This is a genomic window from Streptomyces sp. NPDC059008, from assembly GCF_042749045.1.
Classification (GTDB): Bacteria; Actinomycetota; Actinomycetes; order Streptomycetales; family Streptomycetaceae; genus Streptomyces.
Genome location: NZ_JBHYJC010000026.1, coordinates 47,437 through 67,622, shown reverse-complemented (window position 1 = coordinate 67,622; position 20,186 = coordinate 47,437). Strand labels below are relative to the sequence as shown.

The following is a 20,186-nucleotide window of genomic DNA, read 5'->3' as shown; positions in this document are numbered from 1 at the left end:
CGCACCGCTGCGTGCTCTGCTTTCCCTCGCTCCTTACCGGAAGGAGCAAGGGAGAGGGGGAACATCGTGCGTCAAAAAGGTCGCTTCAAGCCGTGGCTGGCCGCCCTCGCGGCCACCCTCAGCACCGCAGCCCTGCTGCTCGCACCGGGCACGGCCCACGCCCGTGGCCCCGGGCAGGTCGCCGCCCGGTACCTCAATCTGCACCAGTGCATGTACTACTCGGCCTCGGCCACCAACCACTTCACCACGGTGGTGCCGAGCAGCGACGGACGCTTCCTGGCGGGAACGAACGTCTCGGCCACCGCGGACAGCCGGCCGAACTGCGGCGCCGGGGACGGCAACTACGGGCTCGTGCCGATTCTGTCCGGGGTCAAGGCGCTCGACCTGCGGGCCGGGCGCTACCTGAACGTGCACCAGTGCATGTACTACTCGGCCTCGACCACCAACCACTTCTCGACGGTGGTGGCAAGCAGCGACGGACGCTTCCTGGCGGGAACGAACGTCTCCACCACCGCGGACAGCCGGCCGAACTGCGGCGCCGGGGACGGCAACTACCAACTCGTCCCCATCCTGTCGGGAGTCAAGACGCTCGACCTGACCACGGGGCGCTACGTGAACCTGCACCAGTGCATGTACTACTGGGGCGGGGCCGCCAACCACTTCTCGACGGTGGTGCCGAGCAGGGACGGACGCTTCCTGGCGGGCACGAACATCGCCGCCACCGCGGACAGCCGACCGAACTGCGGCCCGGGGGACGGCCGTTACGCACTCGTTCCGCTGCTGTCGGGCGTGCGGGCATTCAGTCTGGCCTAGGGGGTGTCTTGCCGCGTGAGCGATGACTGCTCGCCTCCGCGGCATGCTTCTGCCGCGGCAGGCCGGGCTCCGAAAGGCCCGGCCTGCTCGCCGGCGCGCGTCCGGGCTGCCGGTGGCTTGGCCTCCTGCGCCGGCCGTCTCGCTCAGTTCAGCGTCATGCGCACGAGGTCGACCCGCACCCACGCCCGTTCAGTCGGCGAACGCGGGGATGATGTCCGCTCCGTAGGCGTCGATGGTGGATTCCCTGGCGTCGTGCATGGCATAGACCGCGAACTGGTCGACGCCCAGTTCCCGCAGTGCCCGCAGCTTGTCGATGTGGGCGGCGGCCGGGCCCAGCAGGCAGAAGCGGTCGACGATGGCGTCCGGCACGAAGGCGGTGTCGGGGTTGTCCGCCCGGCCGTGGTGGGAGTAGTCGTAGCCCTTGCGGGCCTTGATGTAGTCGGTCAGCTCCTCGGGGACCATGTCGGAGTGCTCGCCGTAGCGGGCGACGAGGTCGGCGACGTGGTTGCCGACCATGCCGCCGAACCAGCGGCACTGCTCCCGGGCGTGGCCGAGGTCGTCGCCCACGTAGGCGGGGGCGGCGACGCAGATGGTGATGGCGGCGGGGTCGCGTCCGGCGTCCACCGCGGCCTGCCGTACGGCTTTGATCATCCACTCGGTGAGGAAGGGGTCGGCGAGCTGGAGGATGAAACCGTCGGCCAGCCGGCCCGCCATGGCGAGCGCCTTGGGGCCGTATGCGGCCATCCAGACCGGGAGCCGGCCGCCCTTGATCCAGGGGATCTTGATGCGGTGGCCGCCGACCTCCGCCTCCCGGCCCTCGGCCAGGTCGCGGATGACGCCGATCGCCTCGCCCAGCCGGGCGAGGGTGTTGGGCGGCCGGCCGGCCACCCGCATCGCGGAGTCGCCGCGGCCGATGCCGCAGACCATGCGGTTGCCGTACATCTCGTTGAGGGTGGCGAAGGTGGAGGCGGTGACTTCGAGGGTGCGGGTGGAGGGGTTGGTGACCATCGGGCCGACGATCATCCGCTCGGTGTGCTCCAGCACCCGGCTGTAGATGACGAACGGTTCCTGCCACAGCACGGCCGAGTCGAAGGTCCAGCCATAGCGGAAGCCGTTGCGCTCGGCGCGGCGCATCAGGGCCACGACGGCGGAGGCGGGCGGGTCGGCCTGCAGGACAACTCCGAAGTCCACGGCGGCGCTCCTTAGATGAGGTACTGGCAGGTGCCACGCGGGATGTACTGGCCGTGTCCGGCACGTCCGGTGAACTCCCGCCGGTCGATGACGAGTTCGCCGCGCGAGAGCACGGTCTCCACCCGCCCGGTGAGCCGTTTGCCCTCGTACGCCGAGTAGTCGACGTTCATGTGGTGGGTCTCGGCGGAGAGGGTCTGCTCGGCGGTGGGGTCGTACAGCACGAGGTCGGCGTCGACACCGGGGGCGATGGTGCCCTTCTTCGGGTAGAGGCCGAACATCCGGGCCGGGGCGGCGCAGGCGATGTCGATCCAGCGCCGGCGGCTGATCCGGCCCTCCACGACGCCCTGGTGCAGCAGGTCCATCCGGTTCTCGATACCGGGCATCCCGTTGGGGATCTTGGAGAAGTCGCCGCGGCCGAGCTCCTTCTGCCCACGGAAGCAGAAGGGGCAGTGGTCGGTCGAGACCACCTGGAGGTCGTCGGTGCGCAGCCCGCGCCACAGCGCCGCCTGGTGCTCGCGGGGCCGCAGCGGCGTGGAGCAGACGTACTTGGCGCCCTCGAAATCCGGCTCGGCGAGGTTGTCGGTGGACAGGAACAGATACTGCGGACAGGTCTCGCCGAAGACGTTGAGCCCCTTGTCGCGGGCCTGGGCGATCTCGGCGACGGCCTCCTCCGCGGAGACGTGGACGACGTACAGCGGGGCGCCGGCGACCCGGGCGAGCTGGATGGTGCGGTGGGTGGCCTCGGCCTCCAGCAGGACATGGCGGACCTCGCCGTGGTAACGCGGGTCGGTCCGACCCTCGGCCAGCGCCTGCTCGACCAGTACGTCGATGGCCAGGCCGTTCTCTGCGTGCATCATCACCAACCCGCCGTTGCCGGCGGAGCGTTGCATCGCGCGCAGGATCTGTCCGTCGTCGCTGTAGAAGACACCGGGGTAGGCGGTGAACAGCTTGAAGGACGTGACCCCCTCCGCCACCAGGAGGTCCATCTCCTTGAGGGTGTGCTCGTTGACGTCCGAGAGGATCATGTGGAACGCGTAGTCGATGGCGCACTGGGCATCGGACTTGGCGTGCCAGGTGTCCAGGCCGGCGCGCAGCGACATGCCGCGGGACTGCACCGCGAAGTCGATCAGGGTGGTGGTGCCGCCCCAGGCGGCCGCGCGGGAGCCGGTCTCGAAGTTGTCGGCGGAGAACGTCCCGCCGAAGGGGAAGTCCAGGTGGGTGTGGGCGTCGACGCCACCTGGGATGACGTACTTGCCGGTGGCGTCGAGGACGCGGTCCGCGGACTGGCGCCAGCCGTCGGCTGACGGGCTGCCGTGGGCGGCGAGCGCGGCGATCCGGCCGTCCTCCACCAGGACATCGGCGTGCATCTCGTCGGCGGCGGTGATCACCAGTCCGCCCTGTACGACCGTACGGCTCACCATCTCAGCTCCCTACCTGACGCCACGTCACAGCTGGTCTACACCCGTAGATTCCGGTCGAGAAGGAGACACCGTAGAAGCATGTCACCCACCGTGGCAAGACCGTGACCGCAGATCGCCGAGGACGTTCGTGTTGCGCCGACGATCAGTCGGCCGGTGCAACGCGGGGGCCGCGCCGGAGGGGTGCGGAGGTGGCCGGATGGGCAGGTATCCGCCGACGCCGGCGGGCAATCCCTGCGGGCGCCGATTCGTCATCGACGAACAACAGGACAGCATCAGGACGGACGACAGGACGACTCAGGAACGATACAGAAAGGCAGCAGGTCATGGAGCGGAACACGCCGTGGGAATTCTCCGACGACCGGGGGCGCCTGGTGGTGGCCGGGAGCCGGCCGTTACGAATCGTCGCGTACATACAGGCGGGGGCCACGATGTGGGACCACGGCATACGCCCCGTGGGGCTCTTCGGGTCCCAGCACGACGGCGCCGCCCCCGACCCCGCCAAGAGCGGCGAACTGCCGCTGTCGGAGATCCCCTACCTCGGCTCGGGCGGCGCGCTGCACCCCGACTCCCTGCTGGAGGCGGAGCCGGACCTCGTGGTGGCGGTGACCTACGACGGAGTGCAGGTCTACGGGCTGGAGCAGAAGACCGCGCTGGAGCTGGAGGCGCATGTCCCGCTCGCCACGGTCGCGGTCGGCCCGGGCCGGAGCCTGGCCGAGGTGCGCGAGCGGTTCGCGGCCCTGGCCGGATCGCTGGGCCGGGGCGAACCCCTCGGCGCGGCACGGGAGTTGGACGCCGCGGAGGACGCCCTGCGGCAGGCGACCGGGGGCGCGGTACGGCCCCGGGTGCTGGCGCTGTCGCCCGCTGGGCCGGAGCGGGTGCACCTGGCCCGGCCCAGCTCCTGGCCGGATCTGCGGGCGCTGACCGAGCACGGCGTCGGCCTGCTGGAGCCGGCGGCGGGCGCCGGTGTGAACTGGTCCACGGTCGGCTGGGCGGAGGCCGCGGCGCTGGCCCCGGACATCGTGCTCATGGACGTACGGGCGAACGCCGCCCGGCCCGAGGAGCTGCGGGCCGACGAGCACTGGCGGGCGATCGAGGCCGGGGCGCGGCTGCTGCCGTGGAACCCGGAGGCCCCGTGCAGCCGCCGGGCGCACACCCGGTTCTTCACGCTGGTCGCCGACACGGTGCGCGAGGCCGCGGCACGCGGCTGACGGTCGGGCACCTCAACGGCCTCCCAGCGAAGGTTACTGACGGCACGTCACCCATCCCATCCACGCCATCCACCTCATCCGAACACCCGCTTCGACGCCACCCCCCACCTCGGATTTCCGCCACGAAGCCCCCCGCCCCGCCCCGGGCGCACACCCGTCAGGCGGAGCGGCGACGACCGCCCCGCCCGCGCGTCCCGGGCCGCCGGCTACGCCCCGGTGAGCGTCGCCTGCGCCGTGTGCAGCGCCTCCGCGAGCAGCTCGGCGCCCTCTTCCGCCTCCGCGACGGTCAGCGTCATCGGGGGCGCGATCCGCAGTGAGGCCCCGCCCTGGCCGCCCTTGCCGAGCAGCAGACCACGCTCGCGGGCGGCCTCCACGACCAGCGACGCGGCCTCCGGCGAGCGCTCGTCGGTGCCGGGACGGATCAGTTCGACGCCGATCATCAGGCCGCGGCCGCGCACCTCGCGTACGACGTCGAGACCGGCCGTCACCGCCCGCAGCCGCTCGATGAGCAGTCCGCCGACCCGCCGGGCGTTGCCCTGGAGGTCGTGTTCGAGGAGGTAGTTGAGGTTGGCGAGGCCGGCGGCCATGGTGACGGGGCTGCCGCCGAAGGTGGAGATGGAGTTCGCGGTGAGCGAGTTCATCACCTCGGCTCGGGCCACCACTCCGCCGATGGACATGCCGTTGCCGATGCCCTTGGCGAAGGTGAGCAGGTCCGGCGGTCCGCTCGCGTCGTGCGCCTGCCAGCCCCAGAAGTGGTCACCGGTGCGGCCCCAGCCGGTCTGCACCTCGTCGCTGATCCAGAGGATGCCGTGCCGTGCGAGCACCTCCCGGAAGGCGGCGTAGAGGCCGTCCGGCGGCAGGGTGAAGCCGCCGATGCCCTGGATCGGTTCGGCGATCAGCGCGGCGACGCCGCCCGCGGTCTGCTGGAGCATGTCCTCCAGGTCGGCGACGCAGGCCGCGATGTAGGCGGCGTCGCCGAGCTCCGCGTACGGGCCTCGGCTGCGCACCCCGCCGTGTACGTAGAGCGTCTGGAGCGGCGAGAGGCTGGTCGGCGACCAGCTGGTGTTGCCGGTGATGCCGACGGCCGAGAAGGAGCGGCCGTGGTAGCTGTTGCGCATCGCCAGGACCTGGTTGGAGCGGCGGTGCGTGGTGGCCAGCAGCAGGGCGGTGTCGTTGGCCTCCGTCCCGGAGGTGGTGAAGAAGACCCGGGCGTCGGGGATGCCGGAGAGCGCGGCGATCCGCTCCGCCAGCTCGACCATGGGCCGGGAGAGGTAGAGCGTCGAGGTGTGGATGATGCGGCCGGCCTGTTCGCTGACGGCCTTGGTCACCTCGGGCAGCGCGTGCGCCGTCATCGTGGTGAGGATGCCGCCGAAGAAGTCGAGGTAGCGGTTGCCCTCGGCGTCCCAGACGTACCGGCCCTCGCCGTGGGTGAGTTCGATGGGCCGCTCGTAGTAGAGGCTGAGCCAGGAGGGCAGGACGGCCTGGTGGCGGGCGTACAGGTCCGCGGTGTCCTGGGGGGTCCGGGTCATGGCCGCACCAGCCCGTCGTAGGCGTCGGGGCGGCGGTCGCGGTAGAACGCCCACTGCTGGCGGACCTCGTCGATCAGCGTGAAGTCGAGGTCGCGGACGAGGAGTTCCTCCTTGGTGTCGCTGGCGACCTCGCCGACGAACTGGCCGCGCGGGTCGACGAAGTAGCTGGTGCCGTAGAAGTCGTTGTCGCCGTACTCCTCGACGCCGACCCGGTTGATCGCCGCGATGAAGTACTCGTTGGCGACGGCGGCCGCGGGCTGCTCCAGTTTCCACAGGTAGGCCGACAGCCCGCGGTGGGTGGCGGAGGGGTTGTAGACCAGCTGGGCGCCGTTGAGGCCCAACTGCCGCCAGCCTTCCGGGAAGTGGCGGTCGTAGCAGATGTAGACCCCGATCTTGCCGACGGCGGTGTCGAAGACCGGCCAGCCGAGGTTCCCCGGTTTGAAGTAGTACTTCTCCCAGAAGCCCTTGACCTGCGGGATGTGATGCTTGCGGTAGCTGCCCAGGACCGTGCCGTCGGCGTCGATGACGGCCGCGGTGTTGTAGTAGAAGCCGGGCTGCTCGATCTCGAAGACCGGTACGACGACGACCATGCCGGTCTCACGGGCGAGGTCCTGCATCCGGCGTACGGTCGGGCCGTCGGGCACCGGCTCGGCCCAGCGGTAGTGCTCCGGGTCCTGGACCTGGCAGAAGTACGGAGCGTTGAAGACCTCCTGGAACCCGATCACCTGCGCGCCCTGCGCGGCCGCCGCTCTGGCGTACTCCTCGTGCTTCGCGATCATCGATTCGGTGTCGCCGGTCCAGGTCGCCTGAACCAGTGCGGCACGCACAACATCGGCCATGAGCTGCTCCTTTGTCGATGCGTCTGCCTGCAGCCCACGCGGGGGATCTACGCGTGTGGAGGTGACCGTAAGCCCCGTCACGCACCGTGGCAAGACCATCTCCCCCGTGGCGCGCCCAGGGTTCCACCACGATCACGACAGGCAAACTTGCAAGTTTGCCTGTCGATATCTACGGTGGAGATATGCCGGAAAAGGACCAGGAACGCCTGGCGACGGATCTGGGCGCGACCGTCGCACAGCTGATGCGCCATCTGCGCGCCGCCTCGCCGCAGGGCGAACTGACACCGACCCAGCGCTCGGTGATCTCCCGGATCGACACCGACGGACCGGCCACCATCGCGGCGCTGGCCCGCGCCGAGCTGGTGCGTCCGCAGTCCATGCGGCTGACCGTCGGCGCGCTGGAGGAGCACGGGATACTCGCCCGCAGCCCGCATCCGACCGACGGCCGCCAAGTGGTCTTCGCGCTCACCGACGAGGGCCGCCGGATGCTCGCCGCCGTACGGCAGGCCAAGCAGAACTGGCTCGCGGTGGCCATCGCCGAACGGCTCAGCGCCGAGGAGCAGCGGACCCTGGCGGCGGCGACCGCGCTGATCCGGCGGCTGATGCCGCAATGAGCGACCCGGCTGCCGCGGCAGCGGCCACACCCCGGACGGCGCCTGCCGCACCGGAAGGCCCGGACGGTCCGGACCGGCCCGCCGCTCCCGGCCGCGCCTTCGGCGCCCGTCTGATGACGCCGCTGCTGCTCGGCTCGCTGCTGAACCCCGTCAACTCGACGATGATCGCCACCGCCCTGGTGGCCATCGGGCGGGACTTCCACGTCGGCGCCGCCGACACCGCCTGGCTGATCTCCGCGATGTACCTCGCCAGCGCGGTGGGCCAGCCGGCGATGGGGCGGCTGGCCGACCGCGCCGGCCCGCGCCGGGTCTTCGTCGCCGGTGCGTCGGCCGTCTGCGCCGCGGGCCTCATCGGCGCCCTCGCGCCCGACTTCGCGCTGCTGATCGTCTCCCGGGTCGTCCTCGGCATCGGCACCGCGGCCGCCTACCCCGCGGCGCTGGCGATGCTGCGTGCCGAGTCGCGCCGGACGGGGCGGCCGACCCCCCGCCACGTCCTCGGACGGCTCTCGCTCGCCGCGCTGGGCAGCGCCGCCATCGGGCCCACGCTCGGCGGGCTGCTGGCGGCGACCGCGGGCTGGCGGGCGGTCTTCGCGGTCAACGTCCCGCTGGCGCTGCTCGCGCTCGCCGGCGCGCTCGCCTGGCTCCCGCCCGACCGGAGCACCGGCCGCGTCGAGACGGACGCCGGGCGCGACGGAGCCGGGCGCGACGGAGCCGGCCGCGTCGGCGCCCTCGACCCGCTGGGCATCGCCCTCTTCGCCGGCGCGCTGACCTGCACGATGTTCTTCCTGCTGGGACTGGCGGACCCGCCGTGGCCGCTGCTGGCGCCCGCCGGCGTACTCGGCGCCGTCCTGGTGTGGTGGCAGCTGCGCCATCCGGAGCCCTTCATCGACCTGCGGATGCTCGCCCGCAACGGCGCGCTGGTCCGCACCTACCTGCGGCAGGGTCTGACGTATCTGGTCGTCTACTGCGTGCTCTACGGCTTCAGCCAGTGGTTGGAGCAGGCGCACGGCTACTCGCCGTTCCACGCCGGGCTGGTCATGCTGCCGATGTCCGTCGCGGCCGCGTGCTGCTCGCCGGTCGGCGCCCGGACGAAGGGCGTCCGCGCCCCGCTGACCGTCGCCGCGGGGTGTCTGGCCGCCGGCAGTGCGGTCCTCCTGCTGCTCGCGGGCAGCAGTCCGCTGCTCGCGCTGCTGTGTGCCGGAGCGCTCATCGGCATCCCCCAGGGCCTGGCGTCCACCGGCAACCAGGCCGCCGTCTACGCCCAGGCGCCGGCCGACGGCGTGGGCGCGGCCGCCGGGCTGCAGCGCACCGCCCAGTACCTCGGCGCGATCACCGCCGCCGGTCTGATCGGGCTTTTGTACGGGCCGCGCGCCTCGGACTCCGGTCTGCACGAGATCGCCCTGATCGGCATCGCACTGGCGCTGCCGCTGCTCGCCCTGACCCTCGCCGACCGCGCCCTGCGCCCCGGCCACCGGCCATAGGCCCGCGCACCCCCGGACCGCTCACCCTCCGCGCACCACCGCACTTCCCCCGCACACCGCCTCTCCGCTGCACTCGTCACACACCTCTGCACTCGTCACCACACCTCCGCACTCCTCACCACGACAGGGAGCCCCCATGCCCGCCACCGCCCTCGACCCCCGCACCGCCCTGGTCCTGATCGACCTTCAAAAGGGCATCGCCGGTCTGCCCACCGCTCCGCTGCCCTCCGCCGAGGTCGTCGAGCGCGGCGCCCGGCTGGCCGCCGCGTTCCGCGCCCGCGCGCTGCCCGTCGTCCTGGTGAACGTCACGGGCGGCGCACCGGGCCGTACGGAGTCCGCCCTGCGCGGCGGCACCCCGCCCGCCGACTGGGCCGAGCTGGTGCCCGAGCTCGGCCGGCAGCCCGGCGACATCACCGTCACCAAGCAGCAGTGGGGCGCCTTCTACGGCACGAACCTGGATCTGGAGCTGCGCCGGCGCGGCGTGACCCAGATCGTCCTCGCCGGCATCGCCACCAGCATCGGCGTGGAGTCCAGCGCCCGCGCCGCGCACGAGCACGGCTACCACGTCACGATCGCCACCGACGCGGTGACCGACCTGGACGAGGCGGCGCACCGCCACAGCCTGGAGAAGATCTTCCCGCGGCTCGGCGAGACCGACACGACCGAGACGATCATCAAGCTCCTCGGCTGAGGCGACGCGCCGGCCTCAGCGCCGTAGGCCGTCGAGCGGCGCCGGGTGTCCGGCCGGGCGCCGCTCGTGCCAGCGCAGATCGTCCTGGAGCTGGGCGGCCAGCGAGATCAGCCGTGGCTCCCCGTGGGCCGGGCCCAGGAGTTGGGCACCCAGCGGCAGGCCGTCGGCGCTGAAGCCGGCGGGCACGCTCACGCCCGGCCAGCCGAGGACGTTCCACGGCCAGGCGTACGGGCAGGCGGCGATCATGGCCTGATCGGTACGCCAGCCGTTGAGCTTGGCCAGTGTGCCGATCCGCGGCGGCGGCGTGGCGGTGGTCGGCGTCAGCAGCACGTCGTAGGGGCCGAACAGGGCGCCGATGCGCTGCTGTTGGCGCTTCTCCACCAAACGGGCCCGACGGAGCACCGGCCCGCCGAGCAGCCGCCCCATCCGCGCCGCGCCCCGCGTACGGCGGTCCAGCAGGCTGCGGTCGGGCACCCGGGCCGCCCACTCCCCCAGCCCGGCGGTGGCCCGCGGGACGAAGGCCAGCCCGACCAGCCCGTAGTCGGGCTCCGCCTCCTCGACGAAGTGGCCGAGGCGGGCCAGCGTGCGGGCCACGCCGGTCACCGCGGCGCGTACGTCGGGATGCAGCGGCTTGGCCGTGAACGTCGTGGCCGGCTTCCAGGACAGCGCGATCCGCAGCCGCCCCGGGTCGCGGCCGGCCGCCTGCCGCGCCGCGATGGCGGGCGGCCGGTGCAGATCCCCGGCGTGGTTGCCGCTGGCCACGTCCAGCAGCAGCGCCGCGTCCTCGACCGTGCGGGCCAGCGGGCCGATGCCGGTGATCCCCTGGAAGGACTCGGCCTCCGGCCAGGTGGAGATGCGGCCGCGCTGGGGTTTGATGCCGACGAGATGGGACCAGGCGGCGGGGATCCGGACCGAGCCGGCGCCGTCCGTGCCGAGCGCGGCGGGCACCAGCCCCGCCGCGACCGCGGCCGCCGAGCCGCCGGACGAGCCGCCCGGAGTGTGGGCGAGGTTCCACGGGTTGCGGGTGTCGCCGAAGGCCGGGCCCTCGGTGAACGGCCACTGCCCCAGCTCGCAGGCGTTGGTCTTGCCGACGATGATCGCGCCGGCCGCGCGCAGCCGCCGGACGACCTCGGCGTCGCGTTCCTTGACCGGGAACGCGCCGGCGCAGCCGAACGCGGTGGGCTCGCCCGCCACATCGGTGTCGTCCTTGACCGCGACCGGCACCCCAAGCAGCGGCAGCCGCTCCCCCGCCGCCAGCCGGCGGTCCGCCTCGGCGGCCTCCGTCATCGCCGCCTCGGCCCGTACCCGCTTGAAGGCGTTGACGGTGTCCTGGGTGGCCGCGATGCGCTCCAGTGACCGCCGCACCAACATGGTCGAGGTGACCCGGCCTTGGGCCAGCGCCCGCGCCTGCTCGGCCAGGCCCTCCCACTCACCGGCTCCGACGTCCCGTGCCGGGGCCGGCCCGGGATCCCTGTCCTGGCTCTCGTCAACGCTCACGCTGCGTGCCCTCCATGGGACCGCTCATTCGAACGAACGGTCCCATCAAGGCTAATCGTCGCCGCCGTGGCCATCAACGGCGCCGCGCGGCGCGGCACATCGACGACACACGGACGGCACACAGCGGCCGGTCGGGTGTCGGTGGCGTGACGTCCGGCACCCGTTCCGGGAGCGTCAGGACCGGTGTACGACCATCGCCGAGCCGCCGCCGCGGCGCTCCTTCTCGGCCGCGGCCAGCCAGCGGCCGTCCGGCAGCCGCTGCACCCCGGTCGCCGCGCCGATCTCCGGATTCTGCTTGAACGCGTGTCCGACCGCCTCGAGTTGCCGGCGGAGCGGGCTGTTCCACAGGGCGGGTTCGAGCTCGGTGGCCGCCGCGTTGCGCTGGCTGGCGCGGGGTGCGGCGATCGCGTCGACCAGCGGCATACCACGGTCCAGGTGGTTCAGCAGCGTCTGCAGCACGGTGGTGATGATGGTCGAGCCGCCGGGCGAGCCGAGCGCCAGCACCGGCCGGCCGTGCCGGAGCACGATCGTCGGCGACATCGACGAGCGCGGCCGCTTGCCCGGCCCCGGCAGATTGGGGTCGTGGACCGCGGGGTCGGCGGGCGCGAACGAGAAGTCCGTCAGCTCGTTGTTGAGCAGGAAGCCCCGGCCGGGGACCACGATGCCGCTGCCGCCGGTCTGCTCGATCGTCAGGGTGTAGGCGACGACGTTGCCCCACTTGTCGGCGACGGTCAGATGGGTGGTGTTCGGCCCCTCGTACGTCGTCGGGGCGCCCTTGCCGGTGCCGCCGCAGCGCTCGGGGTTCCGCGGGTCGCCGGGCGCGAGCGGGCTGGTCAGCGCCTTGTCGTCGCTGATCAGGCAAGCGCGGGAATCGGCGAACCGCTGCGAGGTCAGGCCCTTGGTGGGGACGTCCTCATAGGCCGGGTCCCCGACCCAGCGGCCGCGGTCGGCGAAGGCGATCCGGCTGGCCTCGATGTAGCGGTGCAGATACTGCTTCTCGCTCAGCCGGGAGAGGTCGGTCCGCTCCAGGATGTTCAGCGCCTCGGCGACGCTGGTGCCGCCGGAGGACGAGGGGGCCATGCCGTAGACGTCGAGGCCGCGGTAGGCCGTACGGGTGGGCGCCTGGCTGAGCACCTCGTAGGTCCGCAGGTCGTTCGTGGTGAGGTCGCCGGGCCGCACCTTGCGGGTGGCTCCGGAGCGCACCGGTGGCTTGCGGACCGTGCGGACGATGTCCCGGGCCAGCTCGCCCTTGTAGAGCGCGCCCACACCGCGCTCGGCCAACTCCGCGTAGGTACGCGCGAGATCGGGGTTCTTCAGGGTCGAGCCGACCACCGGCAGCTTGCCGCCGGGCAGGAACAGGCCGGCACTCGCCGGGAAGTCCCGAAAGCGCGCCTCGTTGTCGGCGGTCTGCCGGCGGAAGGTCTCATCGACGGTGAAGCCGCGGGAGGCCAGCCGGCGGGCCGGGCGCAGTACGTCGCCGAGCGACCGGCTGCCCCACTTCTCCAGCGCGGCGTCCCAGGTGGCGGGGGTGCCGGGAGTGCCGACGCCCAGCCCGCTGGTGACGGCGTCGTCGAACGGGATCGGCTTGCCGTTCTCCAGGAAGAGGTCCTTGCCCGCGGAGCGCGGTGCGGTCTCCCGGCCGTCGAGGGTGCGCACGGTCTTGGACCTGGCGTCGTAGTAGACGAAGAAGCCGCCGCCACCGATGCCCGCGGAGTACGGCTCGGTGACGCCGAGGGCGGCGGCGGTGGCGACCGCGGCGTCCACGGCGTTGCCGCCCTTCTTCAGCACCGCTATGCCGGCGGCCGAGGCGTCCGGGTCGACGCTGGCGACCGCCCCTCCGTGGCCGACGGCGACCGGCGTCTTGTCCGGTGTGGCGGGGGTGGCGCCGTCCCGGTCCGAGGGGGCCGGGCGCGGCGGTGCGGACTGGGCGACGGCCGGGACCGCCACCAGGGAGCCGGTCAGCGCGGCGGCCGCTCCCAGGACGGTGAGACGTCGGAATCTGGTCATAAGCGGGGTTTCCTCCACGGTGTGCGCGAGGGACGGCAGGGGCCGGAGCCTACTCGGGCGAACAGCACGCCGACAGGGGGCATTTCGGGTGCTACCGGCCCCGGCCTCGAACGCACAACCGGAGAGCCGCTACGCTCCCCGGCCATGGATGACACCCTGCTGCTCCTGTCCGTCGCGGTCGCCGCCCTCGTCCTGGGCCTGGCGGCCGGCTGGGCCGGGCAATCGGCGGCGGCCCGCCGGAAGCTCGCCCGGGAACAGAGCTTCTTCGGGCTGCCGGAAGGCTCGGAGTGCGTACTGGTGACCCACCGGGACAGCTCCTCGGCCCACTGGAGCATTCCGCGCCATGACGCACTGGCGCTGCTGGGTCTGGCCGCGGTGGTGGAGACCTGCGGCGCGCACCCCGAGGTCGCCCCGCACGACACCGGCCTGCAGGGCTTCGGGGCGCGCACCGAATTCTGCGTCGGCGATCCCACCGCGCACCGCAGACTGGCCGCCCATATGGCCAATCTGCTGCCGGGCATCGCGGTGCACCCGGGTGACGAGTCCGGTGCGGGCCGCGGAACCTTCTCGGTCGGCGGCTCGACGTACCGGATGGAGCCCGGCGCGGTGGAGTACGTCCTGCTGGCCCGTCTGACGGCGGGTGAAGGCGGCCGCCCGGTGTTCCTGGCGGCCGGCCAGCGCCCGGTCACCCACCGGGCCGCGGTGCGCCACCTGGTACGCAACCGGACCCGGCTGGCCCGCAAGCACGGCGCCGACGGCCAGTTCTGCCTCCTGCTGAAGGTGGTCAACTCGCAGGCGTACGGGCCGGACGTCGTCGAGCTGGTCGCCGACGTCACCAAGGCCGCGATCACGCCGGCCGAGGTGAAGGGCCACCGGGCGACGGCCTGACGCCGACGCACCGCCGGTCGGCCGGGTGCGGCCGACCGGCCGACCGGACGGGCGGGAGTCCCGCCGATCTGCCAGGCTCGACAGCATGATCGCCGGACTCCGTTCGACCGCCCAGCACTGGAGCGATCTGCTGCCGGTGCTGGCGGTGGTCCTGCTGGTCCTGACCTGGGGACGGTCGCTGCCGGGCGGCCTGGTCGCCCTCGTGTCGTGCTTTCTGGCCGCGGCGGTGCTGGCCGCGGTGCACCACGCCGAGGTGATCGCGCTCCGTGTGGGTGAGCCGTTCGGGTCGCTGGTGCTCGCCGTCGCGGTGACCATCATCGAGGTGGCGCTGATCGTCACGCTGATGGCCGACGGCGGCGAGAAGAGCGCGACGCTCGCCCGGGACACCGTCTTCGCGGCGGTGATGATCACCTGCAACGGCATCGTCGGGCTGTCCTTGCTGGTCGCCGCGCTCAAGCGGAGGGTGGCCGTCTTCAACGCCGAGGGCACCGGCGCGGCGCTGGCGACGGTCGCGACGGTCGCCGGACTGAGCCTGGCCCTGCCGACGTTCACCACCAGCGCGCCCGGCCCGCAGTTCTCCACCCCGCAGCTGGTCTTCGCCGCGCTGTCCGCGCTGATCCTCTACGGGCTGTTCGTGGCCACCCAGACCGTCCGGCACCGGGACTACTTCCTGCCGGTGACCTCGTCCGGCGAGGTGATCGACACCGAGGAACACGCCGACCCGCCGTCGGCCCGGGCGGCGTGGAGCAGCCTGGGGCTGCTGGCGCTGGCGCTGATCGCGGTGGTCGGACTGGCGAAGGCGGTGTCGCCGACCATCGAGTCCGCGGTGATCGCGGCAGGCCTGCCGGCGTCGGTCGTGGGCATCGTCATCGCCCTGCTGGTGCTGCTGCCGGAGTCCATCGCCGCGGTCCGCGCGGCCCGCCGCGACCGTGTCCAGACCAGCCTGAACCTCGGTCTCGGCTCGGCGATGGCCAGCATCGGCCTGACCATCCCCGCGGTCGCCCTCGCCACGACCCGGCTGCCGGGACCGCTGGTCCTGGGCCTGGGCCCCAGCCACCTGGTGCTGCTCGCGCTGACCGTGACGGTCGGCACCCTGACGGTGGTGCCCGGCCGCGCCACGTTGCTCCAGGGCGGTGTGCACCTCACGCTGCTGGCGGCCTACATCGTCCTGGCGGTGAGCCCGTAGGGCCGGCCGGCTGCCGGGCCTAGAGGCGGTAGGGAACGTTGACCACGGTCACCCCCGGCGTGAACATCAGCCGTGCCGTGAGCCGCAGGGCGCTCTGGTTGTGCAGCGGCTGCTCCCACCAGTGGCCGACGATGAACTGGGGGATGACGACCGTGACGGCGGCACCGGGGTTCCGCTCGCCGGCGCCGACCACGTAGTCGACCACCGGCTGGGTGAAGTCCCGGTAGGGCGAGCTGAGCACCTGCAGCGGTACGTCGATGTCATGGGCGTCCCATTGCGCGCGCAGGCCCGTGACATCGGCGGGATCGATCGCGACGGTCAGCGCCTCCAGTGAGGTGGCGCGCATCGTACGGGCGTAGCCCAGGGCCTTGAGCGTGGGCACGTGCAGATCGCTGACCAGCACCATCACCGCGTTCCCGGCCGGCGCCCAGGGCCGTGCGTCCGGGGTGGCCGCCAGCTCCTGCGCGACCCGCTCGTAGTGCCGGCGCACCGCGCGCATGCCCAGGAACAGCGTCGGCATGGCGATCACCACGATCCAGGCGCCGTGCGTGAACTTGGTGATCAGGACGATGATCAGCACCAGCCCGGTGAGCACCGCGCCGACCGCGTTGATCGCCTGGGAACGGCGGCACCGGGCCCGTTCGCGGGGCCGCAGACCGGGGGCGGCCAGGACCGTCCGCCAGTGCCGGACCATGCCGGTCTGGGAGAGGGTGAAGGAGACGAAGACGCCGATGATGTAGAGCTGGATGAGGTGGGTCAGCTCGGCGTCGAAGAGCACGATCAGCCCGATCGCGGCGAGCGCGAGCAGGACGATCCCGTTGGAGAAGACCAGCCGGTCGCCGCGGTTGCGCAGTTGCCGGGGCGCGAAGCGGTCCTCGGCGAGGACCGACGCCAGCATGGGGAAGCCGTTGAAGGCGGTGTTGGCGGCGAGGATCAGCACACCGGCCGTGAAGGCCTGCAGCAGGTAGAACAGGGCGTCGACGTCGCCGAAGGTGGCACGGGCGATCTGGGCGAGCGCGGTGGGGGTCGGCGTGTCGGCCGGCAGCCCCAGCTCGGTGGGGTCCACCGCGACATGCACGTCGTAGAGCATGGCCAGGATCGTGATCCCGCCGAACATGGTGACGGAGAAGAACCCCATGACCAGCAGCGTGGTGGCGGCGTTGCGGCTCTTGGGCCGGCGGAACGCGGGCACGCCGTTGCTGATCGCCTCGACTCCGGTCAGCGCCGTGCACCCGGAGGCGAAGGCGCGCATCCCCAGCAGGACCAGTGCCAGGCCCGTGTAGACCGATGCGGCGTGCAGCGGCAGGTCCGCGGACTCGGCGCGGATCGTCGCGCCGGTGGCCATCCGTACGGCGGCGCACGCGAACATCAGGTAGACGAAGAAGACGAAGCCGTAGGTGGGGACCGCGAAGATCCGGCCCGACTCCCGTACCCCGCGCAGATTCATCAGCATCAGCAGCACCACGAACGCGACGGACAGCGCCACGTTGTGGCCGCCGAGGGACGGGATCGCGGAGGTGATCGCGGCGACGCCGGAGACGACGGACACCGCGACGGTCAGCACGTAGTCGACGAGCAGCGCACTGGCCGCGGTGAGCGCCGCGCCCCGCCCGAGGTTCTGCGCGCTGACGAGGTAGGCGCCACCGCCACCGGGATACGCGTAGCAGGTCTGCCGGTAGGAGGCGACCACGACGACCAGGACCAGGACGATGGCGGCCGCGGCGTACCAGGTCAGATGCAGCAGCGCGACCCCGCCCAGGCCCACGACCAGCAGGATCTCCTCGGTGGCGTACGCGACCGAGGACAGCGGGTCGCTGCAGAAGATCGGTAGCGCCAGCCGCTTGGGCAGCAGCGTCTCGCCGAGCCGCGCACTGTCCAGCGGGCGGCCCACCATCATCCGCTTCGTCCTGGAGAAAAGGGGGGTCATAGCCGGACAAACTATGGTTCGCCGGAGGAGGCGGGAGGGAGGCTCGCGGAGCCGCACCGAGGGGGAGCGACCACCCGCCACGTCGCCGACTCCCGCGATGGTTTATCGTTCAATCGCAGCGGGCTCTTCCCCCCTGCCCGCTGCGAGCCCCGGCCGGAATCCCCCGTTCGGCCGGGGCTCCCCCACTCCGTACCGGGTGCGCGCACCGCCCGGAGTCCGGGCGCGGCGCCCTCTCAGCGCAGGTGCGACGCCCCGTTGACGTCCAGCACGGTCCCGGAGGACCACAGCGCCTCCGGCGAGGCGAGGTAGTGGACGGCCGAGGCCACGTCCTCCGGCGACGCGACCCGCCCGAACGGGCTCTGCCCCCGCACCTCGTCGGTGAGGCGCTCCGCGACCCGCTCGGTCTGCACGAACCCGGGCGCCACCGACGCCACACCGATCCCGTACGGCGCCAGATGGACCGCCAGCGACTGCCCCATCGCGTGCAGCGCCGCCTTCGACGCGCCGTAGGCGGGATGGTCCGGCTCGCCGCGGAACGCGCCCCGCGACCCGATGTTGATGATCCGCCCCTCCACCTCCCGCTCGATCATGTTGCGCGCCGCGCAGTAGCTGACGTTCGCCGCGCCCAGCAGATTCACGTCCACGACCTGCCGCCAGGCGCGCTGCCAGTCCTCGAACGACGTACGGTCCAGCGGGTGCGCCACATTCGCGGCGGCGTTGTTGACCAGGACATCGACGCCGCCGAGCCCGTCCACCGCCGCCCCGACGATCCCCGCCGCCCCCTCCGGCGTCCGCACATCGCCCTGCACCAGCACATGCCCGCCGCCCGCCAGCGCCCCGAACGCGGCCTCGGCCGCCTCCCGGCGCGACGAGTAGTGCAGCGCGACACGATCGCCACCGGCCGCGAACAACTCGGCGACCGCACGTCCGATCCCCCGCGAAGCCCCCGTCACCAATACCGCCCGGCTCATCGGACGCCCTCCCTCAGCACATCGATCTCCGCCTGCCGTACCGGAAACGATCTTGTGACTCCACCCACCGCTAAAACGGCGGGCTTGCTGCGTCGGTGGCTAAGCACCGTCGCAGAGGACCAGCCCGGCCCTGCTGAGCACGTTGAGCGCGCCTACGTGGTCGGCGTTGGCGATGAAGTCGCACGCGGTGCACTCGAACTTTGCTTGGGTGACGCGGTTTTCCTTGGCGACGTGCCCGCATTCGGGGCAGGTGCGGGAGGTGTTGCTGGCGTCTACCGGTATCACGCGGCGAGCGGCACTCTCAGCCTTCTGCGCCAGGATTCCGAAGAACAGTCCCCAACCCGCGTCGAGGATGCTGCGGTTGAGCCCGGCCTTGGAGGCAGCCCCGTTCGACAGGAAGCCGCCGGGAGTCTCGGGGTCGGGCTTGGGTGCCGGGCTCTTGGTCATCCCCGCGGTGTTCAGCTTCTCGTGCGCGATCACGTCGTGCTCGGCGACGAGCACGTTTGCGGCCTTGTGGTGGTGGTCCAGGCGCTGCCGCCGGATCTTGGCATGCAGCTTGGCGACCTTCCGGGCTGCCGCCCGGTGCTTCTTCGTGCGGCGTCGGGTGCGCTTGGGGAACGTCGAAAGATGCTGCTGGGCCGCTGCCAGGGCTTCGGCGGCAGATTCAAGGAAGCGCGGGTTTTTCACGTGTTCACCGTTGGACGTGGTGAGGAAGTGTGTCACGCCCACGTCGATGCCGATACTGCTGCCGGCGGCGGGGAGCGGTTCGGCGGGAACCTCGTCGCAGGCGAGCACGACGTACCAGTGCCTGCCCTCGCGCTTGGCCGAGATCGTCTTGACCCGGCCGCGCACCGGGCGGTGCTGGTGCACGCGGACGTGCCCGATGCCTTGCAGGCGTACGCGGGTCTGCCGACCGTGCGGGGTGGAATCCCAGCGGCACCCGTCGCCGTCCTTGGGGAATTCTACGGTGTCGAAGTGGCCGACGCCTTTGAACCTGGGGTAGCCCGGCGTCTGACCTGCCTTCACGCGCCGGAAGAACGCGGCGAACGCTTTGTTCAACCGGCGCAACGTCGCCTGCTGCGAGGAGAAGGACCAGCGGCCTTGGCGCTCGGGGTCGAAGGTGCGGATCTCCTTGAGCTGGGCGGACTGCTGCCCGTAGGCGATCGAGGTCTTCGAGCTGTGCCGCCAGGCTTCCCGGCGCTCCTGGAGCGCGCCGTTGTAGAGCGAGCAGTGATCCCGAAGCATCTCGCTCAGGGCCTGCTCCTGGCGCACGGTCGGGCGAAGACGGAACTTGTAGGCGCGGATCACTTCCACGCCTCCTTCTCGCCCTTCTTCCAGGGGCGCTCCCACTGGGTGTCGATGTACTTCTCCACCATCGCCGCCGACACCGCGCCGACCGAGGCGGCGAAGTACGACGACGACCACAGCGTGGGCATCTGCGACTTCAAGTGCGGGAACTCAGCCCGCAGCACGCGGGAGGTGAAGCCCTTGAACTGGTTCGCCACGTATGAGGCGGACGACTTCGGATCGTGCTTGACGAAGAGGTGCACGTGGTCCGGCATCACCTCAAGGTCGATGATCTCCCACCCGCGTTCATCCGCCCTGGCCCGGATCAGCTCGTCCAGACGTGCCGCGACCCGGCCGCCGAGGACCGGACGACGGTACTTCGGGCACCACACCACGTGGAGCCCGAGGTCGTACACACCGCCGGAGAACCGGCGTACCTTCCTGGCCCCAGTCACGTGATCACTATACACACCTGCTAGGTCTAGTGCGCCAAAGAGGCAGCACAGGTGAACAGTGCAGATCCGTGGGCCCCACTGAGGTCAGAGCAAGGCCGAGAAGCCATTCCACACCCCGCTAAAGCGGGACGTCCCCTGGCTAGGTCCTGATGGACACGATCCCTGGCAAGTACGGGGGCCA

At 71.9% G+C, this 20,186-nt stretch carries 17 protein-coding genes; 7 read left to right on the top strand and 10 right to left on the bottom strand.

Annotation, left to right across the window (positions count from 1 at the left end; all coding sequences use genetic code 11):
- Positions 1-66 precede the first annotated feature (66 nt).
- A complete protein-coding gene (locus tag ACFWZH_RS26660) occupies positions 67-813 on the top strand; it encodes a hypothetical protein (protein ID WP_384436197.1) in 747 nt (248 codons plus the stop codon).
- 189 nt (positions 814-1,002) lie between these two features.
- On the opposite strand, the gene ACFWZH_RS26655 is transcribed toward ACFWZH_RS26660, so the two are convergent.
- Together ACFWZH_RS26655 and hydA are read right to left on the bottom strand one after the other, a co-directional pair.
- Positions 1,003-2,004 (bottom strand): TIGR03842 family LLM class F420-dependent oxidoreductase, encoded by a 1,002-nt coding sequence (locus ACFWZH_RS26655; RefSeq protein ID WP_384436195.1) that lies wholly within the window; start codon positions 2,002-2,004, stop codon positions 1,003-1,005.
- A gap of 11 nt (positions 2,005-2,015) precedes the next feature.
- Positions 2,016-3,425, bottom strand: coding sequence for a dihydropyrimidinase (gene hydA, locus ACFWZH_RS26650; RefSeq protein ID WP_384436193.1), 1,410 nt, complete (start codon positions 3,423-3,425; stop codon positions 2,016-2,018).
- A 323-nt stretch (positions 3,426-3,748) separates the two neighbouring features.
- On the opposite strand from hydA, the gene ACFWZH_RS26645 reads away from it, so the two are divergent.
- Entirely contained in the window at positions 3,749-4,633 is an 885-nt protein-coding gene (locus ACFWZH_RS26645; protein WP_384436190.1) for an ABC transporter substrate-binding protein, read from the top strand.
- Between the two features lie 206 nt (positions 4,634-4,839).
- On the opposite strand, the gene ACFWZH_RS26640 is transcribed toward ACFWZH_RS26645, so the two are convergent.
- Together ACFWZH_RS26640 and ACFWZH_RS26635 are read right to left on the bottom strand one after the other, a co-directional pair.
- Positions 4,840-6,162: an aspartate aminotransferase family protein gene (locus ACFWZH_RS26640; protein ID WP_384436187.1), complete on the bottom strand. Its 1,323-nt coding sequence runs from the start codon at positions 6,160-6,162 to the stop codon at positions 4,840-4,842.
- Positions 6,159-7,001, bottom strand: a complete 843-nt coding sequence (locus ACFWZH_RS26635) for a nitrilase-related carbon-nitrogen hydrolase (protein ID WP_384436185.1) — start codon at positions 6,999-7,001, stop codon at positions 6,159-6,161. Before ACFWZH_RS26635 ends, ACFWZH_RS26640 begins: the two co-directional genes overlap by 4 nt.
- Before the next feature lie 182 nt (positions 7,002-7,183).
- Here ACFWZH_RS26635 and ACFWZH_RS26630 point away from each other — a divergent pair, with 182 nt between their 5' ends.
- From ACFWZH_RS26630 to ACFWZH_RS26620, 3 genes are all read left to right on the top strand, one after another.
- Positions 7,184-7,615, top strand: a complete 432-nt coding sequence (locus ACFWZH_RS26630) for a MarR family winged helix-turn-helix transcriptional regulator (protein ID WP_384436182.1) — start codon at positions 7,184-7,186, stop codon at positions 7,613-7,615.
- Positions 7,612-9,096: an MFS transporter gene (locus tag ACFWZH_RS26625; protein ID WP_384436180.1), complete on the top strand. Its 1,485-nt coding sequence runs from the start codon at positions 7,612-7,614 to the stop codon at positions 9,094-9,096. The genes ACFWZH_RS26630 and ACFWZH_RS26625 overlap by 4 nt, the downstream gene beginning before the upstream one ends.
- Before the next feature lie 136 nt (positions 9,097-9,232).
- Complete coding sequence (locus ACFWZH_RS26620) at positions 9,233-9,787, top strand: isochorismatase family protein (RefSeq protein ID WP_384436178.1); 555 nt, start codon at positions 9,233-9,235, stop codon at positions 9,785-9,787.
- A 15-nt stretch (positions 9,788-9,802) separates the two neighbouring features.
- Here ACFWZH_RS26620 and ACFWZH_RS26615 read toward each other — a convergent pair whose 3' ends face one another.
- Positions 9,803-11,284: an amidase gene (locus ACFWZH_RS26615; RefSeq protein WP_384436175.1), complete on the bottom strand. Its 1,482-nt coding sequence runs from the start codon at positions 11,282-11,284 to the stop codon at positions 9,803-9,805.
- A 174-nt stretch (positions 11,285-11,458) separates the two neighbouring features.
- Positions 11,459-13,291, bottom strand: a complete 1,833-nt coding sequence (gene ggt / locus ACFWZH_RS26610) for a gamma-glutamyltransferase (RefSeq protein ID WP_384436173.1) — start codon at positions 13,289-13,291, stop codon at positions 11,459-11,461.
- A gap of 144 nt (positions 13,292-13,435) precedes the next feature.
- On the opposite strand from ggt, the gene ACFWZH_RS26605 reads away from it, so the two are divergent.
- Both ACFWZH_RS26605 and ACFWZH_RS26600 read left to right on the top strand, forming a co-directional pair.
- Positions 13,436-14,179 carry a hypothetical protein gene (locus ACFWZH_RS26605; RefSeq protein ID WP_384436171.1) on the top strand — a complete coding sequence of 248 codons (744 nt, stop codon included), beginning with the start codon at positions 13,436-13,438 and terminating at the stop codon, positions 14,177-14,179.
- 85 nt (positions 14,180-14,264) lie between these two features.
- Positions 14,265-15,365, top strand: coding sequence for a calcium:proton antiporter (locus ACFWZH_RS26600; protein WP_384436169.1), 1,101 nt, complete (start codon positions 14,265-14,267; stop codon positions 15,363-15,365).
- A 19-nt stretch (positions 15,366-15,384) separates the two neighbouring features.
- Here the strand turns inward: ACFWZH_RS26600 and ACFWZH_RS26595 are convergent, their stop codons facing one another.
- The 4 genes from ACFWZH_RS26595 to tnpA all read right to left on the bottom strand — a co-directional run bounded on the left by ACFWZH_RS26595 (position 15,385) and on the right by tnpA (position 20,005).
- Positions 15,385-17,292 carry an APC family permease gene (locus ACFWZH_RS26595; RefSeq protein WP_384436166.1) on the bottom strand — a complete coding sequence of 636 codons (1,908 nt, stop codon included), beginning with the start codon at positions 17,290-17,292 and terminating at the stop codon, positions 15,385-15,387.
- Between the two features lie 233 nt (positions 17,293-17,525).
- Positions 17,526-18,263: an SDR family NAD(P)-dependent oxidoreductase gene (locus tag ACFWZH_RS26590; RefSeq protein WP_384436163.1), complete on the bottom strand. Its 738-nt coding sequence runs from the start codon at positions 18,261-18,263 to the stop codon at positions 17,526-17,528.
- A 99-nt stretch (positions 18,264-18,362) separates the two neighbouring features.
- Complete coding sequence (locus ACFWZH_RS26585) at positions 18,363-19,571, bottom strand: RNA-guided endonuclease InsQ/TnpB family protein (RefSeq protein WP_384436302.1); 1,209 nt, start codon at positions 19,569-19,571, stop codon at positions 18,363-18,365.
- On the bottom strand, positions 19,568-20,005 hold the full coding sequence (gene tnpA, locus ACFWZH_RS26580) for an IS200/IS605 family transposase (protein WP_384436160.1): 438 nt from the start codon (positions 20,003-20,005) through the stop codon (positions 19,568-19,570). Before tnpA ends, ACFWZH_RS26585 begins: the two co-directional genes overlap by 4 nt.
- Positions 20,006-20,186 lie beyond the last annotated feature (181 nt).